Below are 11,235 nucleotides of genomic sequence, written 5' to 3' on the forward strand. Positions count from 1 at the left end.
AACATGGGGTGTGAGGGTTGGAATCTGATCCTACCGATACGGCGACGAACATCGTCGGTGCGCCGGGAGAGAATAAGGGGTAAAATGCAACCTAGGAACTAGGAACCTTATAGGGTGAACAAACCTCTACACTCTCTGTCATTTCGGTAGTCATATGTGGTACTTACGCCCACGATGCAGCGGTGGAGCCGGGGTTATTCAGACGGCAACCGGCCTGCGGCTCATTCGACCACCCGGCCCGGCCGACCGGTATCGGAATGCTCAGCTCGACGATTTCGGGCGACGACCAGGTCCTGCCCGTGCACTATGGCCGCCGTTCACCCTACGCCTTCGTGCTCGCGCATCGCATCCGGTTACAAAACTGATCGGCACTGCCGGCTTTGGTCTGTGGAGCTACCCATGGGCCTGGCCGCCCCGCATGCCGCAAGCCATCTGGTTCTTCTTCGGCGCAGCGCCTCACGACATGCCGCTGGCGATGGGCATCCCCGGTCACGGTTGGAAAGCAGCAATCATCGACACTGGCCGCCCGGCAGCCCTTACGTGGCTACCCCTTGCCCCGCTCATCGTACCGCTCCTCAACCTACCCCCGATCTACCGTCGGCTCTGGCCCTCTATCCAACACGCCGCCGGTATCGCCGAAGCAATCGTACCTCAAGACATCGCGCAGTGGCACGACTACGAGATTCGCTGGGGGGTGAGCGAAAGTGAATTACTGGTTGACGGTCAGCCTATTCTGCGTGCTCCATCACCGCGTGGCCCGCTCAGCTTGGTCATCTGGATCGATAACCAGTATGCAATCGTTCGTCCAACCGGCCGCCTCGGCTGGGGAGTACGCGCGTGTACTGAGGCGCAATGGCTTGAGGTAGTATTATGAGTTTGCCTGGGAACGCAGTCATCCGGCCCTCGTCGTGAAGTGTATGAACTGGACTCATAGGTTGGCGCATCAGCACACCATCCTCTTCAGGCACTACACGCCCCTCACGCAGAGGAGGGTAAAACCTGGTTTGCCCAATGCCGTGAATTGCACGAACGATGAGAGAACAAGGGCCTGGACACCGGGCACTGTCACAACCGTTTACCATCCCACTCCCAATGACGCAGCTCATCTAACCAGCGATGGCTGGTCAAATCCATCTGTACGGGTGTCAGGCTTGCATAGCCATCACTGATCGCAGCAATATCGGTACCATCTTCGTAATGATCTTCCGGTTCAGCGCCGTCGATCCAGTAATACGGTCGGCCCCGTGGATCGTAGCGCACGACCAGCGCATCGCGGTAGACCCGACGCCCCAGACGACCAACCTTTATCCCGCGCAACTCGGTTGGGGCGACGGGCGGAATGTTCAGATTCAACAGAATCTCTGCCGGCAGGCCACGCTCACGGATCAGCGTTACCAGATGTCGCACTGCCATTTGCGCCGCCCCGAAATCCCACTTTCCATCTTTAGGGCGCACCTGTGATACGGCCAGTCCCGGAATCCCGAAGACAAGCGCTTCCATTGCCGCCGCCACTGTCCCCGAATAGAGCAGATCGGTACCCAAGTTTGCCCCCAGATTGATTCCCGACACGACCAGATCGGGCTTTCGGTCGAGAAGCCCCATCACGGCCAGGGCCACACAATCGGCCGGTGTACCATCACAAATCAGCGCTGGTGAACCATCACTTAAAGTACCTTCCCAGGCCCGTAAAGGATCGAATAGCTTCCGGTAATGACCGGCAGCGCTCCAGTTACGATCAGGGGCAACCACCACCACTTCACCAATCTCGCTGAGCACTGCCCGCAGTGCCACCAAGCCCGGACTCTGGTAGCCATCGTCATTCGTGACCAAAATATACATATTACTCCTTCGGCAACTCAATATCGGTCAGACGCACCGTTTTACGGCCCTGAAACTTGATCGTCTTCTGCCCTTCGCTCGACATTTGACCCTGTTGTTCAAGGTTGGCAATCTCTTGCTGCATCGTGGCAGCCAGTTCCACTTCACCCTGATTGAGCAAGCGGGTCACTGCACTCTTCAATTTCTGGGTCGCCCCACTGACATCGCCGGCAGCCAGGTCTTGCAAAGCACGGGTTTGCAACTTAAATGCACTGACCTTCTCAACGATGTTCATCACGTTGGGGGTAACCTGTTGCAACTGCGTCGGATCGGCGGTGAAGGTAAGCATAATGTCAATTTTGGTCTTTTCCCCGACCAGACGGAGCGGCGGCACATCGTAGCTGATCTCTGCCTGACCAATACGATATGTGCCGATTGGACGTGGATCAACGATCAGCTCGATCAGCAGGGCACGCACCTGCCCGCTCTCCAGCTCGCCGAGATTGACACTGACGGCACGATCATTCAGAGGCTGATAGCCAAGATTATCAATGAGCGGCGTGACCTGCCAGACAGCTCGCGGCGTTACCCCCTGTACTAGGCGGAGCGTGAGCACACTGTTCTGAATCGTCGTCTGCTGGGCACGCTGCACGGTATGCTGAAAATAGTTCACAATTGAGGAGGGTTGAGCGATATAATCGGCGACACCCCGCGAACGATTCGCCATCTCGATCAGCAGGTCTTCATTCCAATCTTTGCCGATACCCAGCGCGGTGATGGGTATCCCCAGCCGACCTGCATCTTCGGCGCGTAACAGACATTCCTTCTCGTGCTCGGTCTGACCATCGGTCAGCAGAATCAGACGGCGGACACCATGCGGTACTTTCTGCAACTCTTGCAATCCCTTTTCAAGTGCGGGGGCAATACGTGTTCCACCGGCATCACGGATGCGATGCACCAGATCGAGAATGGTCGTCCGATTACGTACCGGTTGGGCCGGAACCAACACTTCGGTTCGATGATCGAAAATGACGATCGACAGCGTATCCTGCTCGTCAAGCTGCTCGATTGCGCGCACCACCGCCTGACGAAGACGCTCAATCTTCTCGCCCTTCATTGAACCACTACGGTCGAGTACAAAACAGACATTCACCGGCATCCGCACCTGCACCAACTGCGCTGCCGGTTGCGCTTCTAGTAACACGTATGCTACTTGGGGTGTGGTCGTAGCGGCGAGAAAGGGTCGCGCCAGGGCTGCACGTAGCGTAACTTCTCCAGCCATAATAAACTCCTCGGCTAACGCGATCGCAATACAACAATAATGACTTCGACGTATGCGACGATGCGCGGCTGGCAACGGTTGCAACTGTGTATATTGTAGCGCACAACGAGCGGGTTGGCTGTTGCTAAGGGCGGGTCTGATGATTGGCCCCACATCGGCGATAGAAATAATGAAGGGAGACGGCGCATGCCGTCCCCACGCAAGTTCACCTCCGAATGAACGAATCACGAGACATTTAACGCTAGGAACGAAACCCGTACCCATCAAGCAAATGACTGAGCAGCAGACGGTCGATCAGCGGATCGCGTTGTAGCAGTAACTCAACCTCAGATTGACAATACGGGCACGATGTCAGATGATGAGCAATAGCATCCTGTTGTGATGGAGAGAGCAAACCCTGACAATAGTCAATCAACTGATCGGTCGTCGGACAAAGCGCGCGGTACAGTCTGCGCCGCAGCGCACGTTGTAGACTCCGCAGCATCGTCAAGCGCTGAGAACAAAGATCACAAAGGTGAAGATGTTGAGCAATCGCCTCATCGAGTTCACCATCTACCGCAGCAATCAACTCAAGACCAGAAAGATGGTTTGCGCCGTCCTTGAACTGTTCTTCTTCCATAATCGGCGCGCCTCCAAACCATACGCAGACCAATCTGCAACCGGGTTCCTAATTGAAAGAAACGTAAACGGGGACGTTTTTCACGTCCCCGGAGCTACTATTTCGTCAAGTCGTTTACGCCTGTCGAACCAAGTCCTGGAGATGGTGATTGCGACTAAGTCGATTCAAAACATTTCGTTTAACATTGTAGACATCGTACACACTGTCAAAGAGCATACGATAGCGTTCAAAGATTGCTCGTGGTGTAAGACCTAACACAAACGAACCGTAGACCACCACCCGTTCGCTCTCGGAGTGCAACTGGCTATCGATATACCGCCAGAACTCCTGTCGGTCAACCCGTTGCATGGCCTCCTCATCGGGGGCCGTCTTTGCGATCTGTTGTGTATTAATCTTCTCTTCGGGCATCATTTCCGCCCACGACTGGGCGCGAACAGAATCAATGACAACACTCGAAGCACAGAGCTGCAAATACTGCAACAACGAAGCCAGATTTGGAAAGGCAGCAAACCGCTCTGGTGTCACCGCTCGCCAAAACTTCACGAAAGCGCCGATCACAAAATACTCGCTGCTTTCACCGCTATTAACAAATGCACTGCAACGCCGAATCCACCCTTCTACCAGAGGGCTATAATGCTGAAAGAGATAATTCCAGGCTATCTCATCACGTTCCACTAAAGCACGACGAAACAGCTCGTAGCTATACCGCGAGTCGTGAGATTGCCCGCGGTAGAACCGGTCACTTTCGATTGCACAGCGTTGGGCCAGCTCTGTCACATCCATGGCCTTGATGTCGTGTTCGCTGCCAAGCGCCGTCTCGATAAGCGGATGAACGGCTGCAGAAAACTCTGCCGATTGGCGAGCGGTTGTCATGGTCGATGTAATCATAACGTTCCTCGCTTCATCTTGATGATCAGGTGCGCTGTCGATACCGTTCCCCGTGCTGGGGAAGAGTGATACGCAGCCGACCAATCGCTCAGATACATCTTCTGCGCTGCATTGTAGAAAGTTATGGAGCCGGCGAGAAGAGTCTTAGATGAGCAAGAGATGACAAATAGGGGCTTTATCGATGGTCGCTCTGGTAAAGAAAACAACCGTATGGAGACCCATCTATCGTTGTTTTAGGATGGAGAATAAAACACAATACCGGGAGAGCAATGCAGGCAGACGCCACAATGGAACTTCTGGAGGGGTGAAGTAGTTGGAGGGGTGAAGTAGTGCTTCACCCCTCCAGAACCCTGTTACCCAAAAATCTGTTGCCTTTACTGACGCAGACGGGCCGCTGCCTGTTCCGGTGTCAGATCGCGCTGCGGCTGGCCTAACATTTCGTAGCCAACCATAAATTTACGCACCGTCGCCGAACGCAACAAAGGTGGGTAAAAATGGGCATGCAGATGCCAGCCTGGATGGGGTAAGCCGTCGGTCGGTCGCTGGTGAAAACCCATACTGTAGGGAAAGGGAACGTTAAACAGCCGATCATAACGACCGGTCAGCTCGCGCAGGATGTCGGCTAGCCCATCACGACCCTGATCGTCCAAATCACCGATGGCCCCGGCGTGAACCCGTGGTAGCACCAGTGTCTCAAATGGCCAAATTGCCCAGAAGGGAACCAGTGCTACCCACGTCTCATTTGCACATACAATCCGCTCACCCAGCGTCAGCTCCAGCTTCAGATAATCACAGAGCATGCACCGCTGATGCTCCTGCCAGTATCCAGTTTGGGTTGACAGCTCTTTACGCATCTCGTTGGGCAACTGTTCGTTGGCCCAGATTTGACCGTGCGGGTGAGGGTTAGAAGCGCCCATCATTGCCCCGCGATTCTCGAAAATGAGCACCGACTGCACCCAATCAATAGCGGCCAGTTCATTGTACTGCTCGACCCAGATTTCAACCACGCGCCGCACCTCAGTCTGTGTCATCTGCGCCAGTGTCAGATCGTGACGCGGCGAAAAACAGACGACCCGACAGATGCCACGCTCAGCTTCAGCGTGGAGTAGCACCGGCCCGGTTTCGTTGACGGATGGAACCCGAATACTGACCCGATCTAACGGAATATCAGGCAGCAGTGCGGCAAAATCGTTCTCGAATACAAAAGTCTCGGTGTACAACGGATTTTGAACACCGTTGGCCCGTACATTTCCCGGACACAGATAACAATGTGGGTCATACGTCGGTAACTCGGTAGGTGGCAGTTGCTCAACCTGCCCCAACCATGGACGTTGGGTACGATGCGGCGAAACCAACACCCACTCGCCGGTCAGCCGGTTTAGACGGCGGTGAGGCCGGGTAAAAAGTTCATGCTGTTCCATGCATACATCTCGCTTCCCTTAGCGCCCGGCCAGGCCAGAGGTTGCAATGCCTTCGATAAAATAGCGCTGGGCAAAGAGGAAGACAATCAGCGTTGGCAGCACGGCCAGGGTCGAACCGGCCATAATCAGATCAACGCGCGCAGCGTAGAGTGCCTGAAGATCAACCAGGCCCTGCGTCACCACTTTTCGCGCTGGGCTACTAATAATGATCAGCGGCCAGAGAAAGCTATTCCAGGCATAGAGAAAGGCAAATGTTGCCAGCGTCGCAATAGCAGGCCGAGCCAGCGGTAAAAAGATACGAAACAGAATGCCCCAATGCGACGCTCCATCAATCAATGCGGCATCTTCTAAATCTCTTGGTACGCTCATAAAGAACTGTCGCAGTAGGAACGTACCGTAGGCCGTAAACAACCAGGGAATGATAAGTGCTTCCAGGCGATCAACCCATCCGAATACTAGCATCAGACGGTACATCGGTACGATCAGCACTGCAAACGGTACCATCAGTGTTGCCAGATACGCCCCGAACAGCCATTCACGACCGGGGAACTCTAGCCGGGCAAAGGCATAACCGGCCAAAACTGATGTCAAGACCCACCCCAACACAACCAGGACGGTGACAATAATAGTATTGATCAACTGGGTGCCCAACGGCACAATACTCAACACTTCCAGATAATTCGACCAGCGCACCTCGCTCGGCCACAGCGTCGGTGGCACCTGCACAACCTCAGCCGAAGGCTTGAGCGATGACAGGAACATATAAATGAACGGAAAGACCATGACGAAGCCGGTGATACCGAGCACTATATAGGCCAGCAATCGCTCCCACGGTCGGCGCAAGATTGTACTCGCCATGCTCTGCCTCGCTTATTCGTAGTGAACCCATCGCCGCGACAGCCGGAACTGAATTAGGGTCAACAGCAAAATAATCACGAACAACAACCAGGCCAGTGCCGAAGCGTACCCCATGCGGCCACCGATAAATGCCTCTCGCCAGAGTAATGGCACAATCGTCAACATCGAATCCGCCGGGCCAATGGTATTTGAACGGGTCAAGCCAAGGGCGACCGGTACATCGAATACCTGCAAACAATTGATCAGCGTTGTTACCAGTACAAAGAATGTGGTCGGCGAGAGCATCGGTACGGTAATAAAGAGAAACTGTTGCCAGCGGCTGGCGCCATCAGGACTGGCTGCTTCGTAGAGTTGCGGCGGCACACCCTGCAACCCGGCCAGAAAAATGACCATATTGTAGCCGATGGTCTTCCACGAAAAGACCAAGATCACGCTGATCAAGCCCCATTCCGGGCTAGTTAACCATGGGATCGGTTCAAAACCGAACAGCCGAATCACGTAATTCACAAAGCCAAAATCAATGTTGAGCAGATAACGCCAGAGCAGGGTTACACCAACCACGGAAGCAACCACCGGAATGAAGAACACCGCTCGAAAAAAGGTGCGACCGGCAATTCTTTCATTGAGGATAACAGCCAGCGCCAGGGCCGGTACCGTCGAAACAACCAGCGTCACCATCGAAAACGCCGCGGTATTCCACATTGCCCGGTAAAAGGTCGGATCGGAAAGGGCGCGCTGGTAGTTGTTGAACCCGATAAGGTTCGGTTCACCAAAGAGACGTGCATCGGTAAAACTCAAATAAAAAGAGATTGCGAGTGGCACGAGAAAGAAGATCAGCACACCCAGTATCGTCGGCAGCAACATACCGAACGCATCAATCCACAACCGCACACGTCGGCTGAGATGGCGACGTGCGGGAGTTGCAGACAGTGCTGCCGGCGCCTGTTTGGTCATGGATCACCTCCGGGGAATAGAGCAATAGACCCAATGCAGGAGAGGGTACCGATTCACGCATCGATGATCTGATGATCTGGCGAGCGGTGCACGCCCACCGCTCGCCGAGTGTGACGACTTACTTGAAGGTACTGGTCGTCTGCTCACAGGCCTGCTGACCAAATTGCTCAGGCGTGATCTGGCCTGCAATCATCTGATCCCAGAGGCTCTGGACAATGCCACTGAAATCGGCCCAACTACCATCCCAGACGGGCGCCTCGAGGGCAGCGTAGGGAATGCCATCGAGGAACGCCTGGTTGTTGGCCGGCGGCGTCGAAGCAAGGAAGGCATCAACTGCGGCCTTATCGCTGCGCGGCGGGATATTTGTACCTAGCGCAGCAACCTTCGCCGTTGCCTCGGCACTGGTTAGAACCTTCAGCACCTCCCAGGCGGCCTGCGTATTCGCCGTCTTCGCATTGACCAGGTACGGCCCCCAGAAGAGCCAGGTGCTCTTGACCTTACCCTCAGGCATCACTGCCACGTCCCAGTTGAACTTAGCATTGGTGCGCACGCCAGGGGTAAACCAGCGACCGTTGAAGTACATCGCGACCTTCCCGGCATTGAACAGTGCCTCACCATCAGCATCACCGGCGGGCAACAACTTCTCGTCGTACAGGAGACGAACCATCTTAGCGCCCTCGATAGATTCTGGTGTATTCAAAGCACAGCCACGTCGGTCGGGCGTAAACGGACTCCCACCGGCTGCATTGATGAAATAACCCCACGCCGGTCCCCACCAGTTGCCAAAGCCGAGACCATACTGCTGATTGGCCGGATCGGTGAGCTTTCGTGCTGCCTCGAGCATGGTGTTCCAATTCCAGTTGCCTTCGGCTGCCAGCTCTTTTGGTGTCTTCAGACCTGCCGCCTTAAACAAGTCTTCGTTGTAATAGACAACCATCGTCGAGATGTCACGTGGCAAGCCGTAAATCTTGCCATCGCGGGTCAGTTGCTCGATGACGTTTGGATAGAAGTTGCTCAACTGGAAACTGCTATCGGCATCGATCAGTGGTTTGAGATCGAGTATCTGACCGGTATTAACAAAATCTGCTAGCTCAACACCACCAATCCAAAAGATGTCAGGTGCATTACCGGCAGCCAGCTCGGTCTTCAACTTCTCGAAGTAACCCTGATTAGGCGCCGGATCGTAGACCGCCGTAATCCCCTTGTCCTTGAGTTTCTCGTTCACCAGAGCATTTAACTCTTCATAGACGCGCTGTTCAGCAGCATCACCAGGGCGAGTACGCCAGCGAATGGTCACCGTTTGTTGCTGACCACCGGTACTGCCACTGCTGCCGCCAGTGCCACCGGTTGTTGGCTGACCGCCGCCACATGCGGCTAGTAATGTGGCTAACAAAGCCATCAGCGCAATCCACGACAGGGTGTGTTTCCGTAGCATCGTTGCTGTTCCTTTCTCAGCAAATAACCCCCAACCATCTACCACACGTGCCCGACCACTGCTCGCTGTCATAGACAGACGTGGCGTGCCATCCCTATACGCAACGTCGCACGTGGCAGACCGACATGTGGTAGGCGACATTATATTGTTGTTACGCGAACTATGCAAGTTCATAGTGCCAGCGTCGTTCCGCGAGCCGCTAAAGTTGGAGACGACAGACTTGCGGGCCGTACCTGTCGTGAGCGGATGTCTGATAAATTTTATGTCAAGTACAATCTTCGCTGACCGAACAATCCACCAGCGGAGTGCCACCGACGAACATCCCGCACCTGGTGCCAATGACTCCCAACCCGTGCGATCCCCTGGGTGCGCGGGCCAGAGACCTGCGTCGTGCGCTGCGAGGCTTATGCCCCATCCTCCCATCCAGGCTCCTCCGCGAGTGAAAGTTGGTGGGAAGTGACCCTTCTGGTCGTTGCCATGCCATCCCAACTCGCTTCACGCTCCTCATTACGCCCTCTGTGGGAGCAAGGTGAGGTATGTCAGGTGTGCTCTCAGGCAACAGGAATCTGAAAACGTTGAAAACCCCTCTTTGCACAACGAACCAGCACAACCCTCTTTGCTACCACAGATAATGCAAAACGCGGTACAATGTGTCATATGAGGCTTGGGCACACATCCGACAATTTTTGTAACGAGGAGTGCAGTATGCAACCAGAGTGGAGCGGTGATCCCGAAGTCAAACCAGTATTGCTCGCTGTTACGTTGACCGGAGCAATTGCATTTCTGCTCATGGTCTGGCTGTTTGCTTTCTACTGGTGACGCCATCACCACAATTGCGCCTTCCTCCTGAGTTGGAGGCAGGCGCAATCTATTCTTGCCAAATCGAAATTTATTGGTACAATAATTGACAAGTCTAGGATAATGACTATGCCAGAAATCAGCAACTGCGACTCGCCACAAATTGAAGCATACCGCCTCTTCCTAAAGCTACACCGTCGCTTTCAGGAGTTAAATCGGGAAGAGTTTCGCCCTTACGATCTTTCGACGCCGCAGTACGCTATCCTGTTCTACGCTACAGAAGAGGGAGTACCGCTCAGTTATATCTGTAATGAGATGCTGGCCGACAACTCGAATCTGACCCGACTGGTTGACCGCTTAGAACGTCGTGGTCTGGTGCGGCGAGCCACCGATCCGCGCGACCGTCGGGTCACACTCGTTCAACTCACTCCAGCAGGTAAGGCACTGATTGATGAACTACGTCCCCGCCATCGCCGTCTGGTTGAGCAGCGTCTGAGTTATTTATCGGCTGAAGAACTGGCGGCCTTTCATCAGGCAATGCAGCATCTGTACGAAGCGTTGCTCACGCATCAGGATCACGAAGACACCGACTGATTATGCGATCAATTCAAGCCCGTGCGACAATGCGCCGTTCGGCGATGTTTCGCGCACTTCGTCACCGCAATTATCGCCTATTTTTCTATGGGCAACTGATTTCGCTGACCGGCACATGGATGCAAAGCGTAGCACAGGGCTGGCTTGTCCTGCGATTGACCGATTCACCTTTTCTCCTTGGATTGGTGGCGGCAGCCAATTCGTTACCGGTATTGTTGTTTTCCCTCTTTGCCGGTACGATTGCTGATCGCTTTCCCAAACGTCGGATTTTGCTGATTACCCAATCTACTGCAATGCTGCTGGCGGCTACGCTGGCCGGCCTAACCCTCAGTGGTATCGTGCATATTACCCATGTGTTGATCCTTGCACTTTTGTTAGGTATCGTTAATGCGTTTGATGCGCCGGCCCGTCAGGCATTTACCGTCGAGATGGTGGGCCGCGAAGATTTGTTAAATGCGATTGCGCTGAACTCTTCCATCTTCAACGGTGCACGTACTATCGGGCCAGCGGTAGCGGGTATCGTCGTTGCCTGGATTGGGGAAGGGCCGGCTTTTTTGTTCAATGCACT

Annotated in this window: 11 protein-coding genes; 3 read left to right on the forward strand and 8 right to left on the reverse strand. The window is 54.4% G+C overall.

Annotated features, from left to right (window positions below):
- The first annotated feature begins 154 nt into the window (after positions 1–154).
- Positions 155–874, forward strand: a complete 720-nt coding sequence (locus JE47_RS0117530) for a hypothetical protein (protein WP_031460999.1) — start codon at positions 155–157, stop codon at positions 872–874.
- Positions 875–1,065: 191 nt separating this feature from the next.
- On the opposite strand, the gene surE is transcribed toward JE47_RS0117530, so the two are convergent.
- From surE to JE47_RS0117570, 8 genes are all read right to left on the reverse strand, one after another.
- Complete coding sequence (surE, locus tag JE47_RS0117535; protein WP_031461000.1) at positions 1,066–1,839, reverse strand: 5'/3'-nucleotidase SurE; 774 nt, start codon at positions 1,837–1,839, stop codon at positions 1,066–1,068.
- A 1-nt stretch (position 1,840) separates the two neighbouring features.
- Positions 1,841–3,100, reverse strand: coding sequence for a vWA domain-containing protein (locus JE47_RS0117540; RefSeq protein WP_031461001.1), 1,260 nt, complete (start codon positions 3,098–3,100; stop codon positions 1,841–1,843).
- Between the two features lie 241 nt (positions 3,101–3,341).
- Entirely contained in the window at positions 3,342–3,719 is a 378-nt protein-coding gene (locus tag JE47_RS0117545; RefSeq protein WP_031461002.1) for a zf-HC2 domain-containing protein, read from the reverse strand.
- Between the two features lie 114 nt (positions 3,720–3,833).
- The gene (locus JE47_RS0117550; RefSeq protein ID WP_031461003.1) at positions 3,834–4,607 is read right to left on the reverse strand and encodes an RNA polymerase sigma factor; all 774 of its coding nucleotides are present in this window, start codon (positions 4,605–4,607) and stop codon (positions 3,834–3,836) included.
- 374 nt (positions 4,608–4,981) lie between these two features.
- A complete protein-coding gene (locus JE47_RS0117555; protein WP_031461004.1) occupies positions 4,982–6,028 on the reverse strand; it encodes a UDP-glucose--hexose-1-phosphate uridylyltransferase in 1,047 nt (348 codons plus the stop codon).
- Between the two features lie 18 nt (positions 6,029–6,046).
- The gene (locus JE47_RS0117560) at positions 6,047–6,886 is read right to left on the reverse strand and encodes a carbohydrate ABC transporter permease (protein WP_031461005.1); all 840 of its coding nucleotides are present in this window, start codon (positions 6,884–6,886) and stop codon (positions 6,047–6,049) included.
- A 12-nt stretch (positions 6,887–6,898) separates the two neighbouring features.
- Positions 6,899–7,840, reverse strand: coding sequence for a carbohydrate ABC transporter permease (locus tag JE47_RS0117565; RefSeq protein ID WP_035419845.1), 942 nt, complete (start codon positions 7,838–7,840; stop codon positions 6,899–6,901).
- 118 nt (positions 7,841–7,958) lie between these two features.
- Positions 7,959–9,275: an ABC transporter substrate-binding protein gene (locus tag JE47_RS0117570; protein ID WP_031461007.1), complete on the reverse strand. Its 1,317-nt coding sequence runs from the start codon at positions 9,273–9,275 to the stop codon at positions 7,959–7,961.
- A gap of 927 nt (positions 9,276–10,202) precedes the next feature.
- Here JE47_RS0117570 and JE47_RS0117580 point away from each other — a divergent pair.
- Both JE47_RS0117580 and JE47_RS0117585 read left to right on the forward strand, forming a co-directional pair.
- Positions 10,203–10,667 carry a MarR family winged helix-turn-helix transcriptional regulator gene (locus JE47_RS0117580; protein WP_031461008.1) on the forward strand — a complete coding sequence of 155 codons (465 nt, stop codon included), beginning with the start codon at positions 10,203–10,205 and terminating at the stop codon, positions 10,665–10,667.
- 2 nt (positions 10,668–10,669) lie between these two features.
- Positions 10,670–11,235: MFS transporter (locus JE47_RS0117585; RefSeq protein ID WP_031461009.1), on the forward strand; the 566-nt coding region annotated here is incomplete at its 3' end.

Origin of the sequence: Chloroflexus sp. MS-G (genome assembly GCF_000735195.1) — a bacterium.
Classification (GTDB): Bacteria; Chloroflexota; Chloroflexia; order Chloroflexales; family Chloroflexaceae; genus Chloroflexus.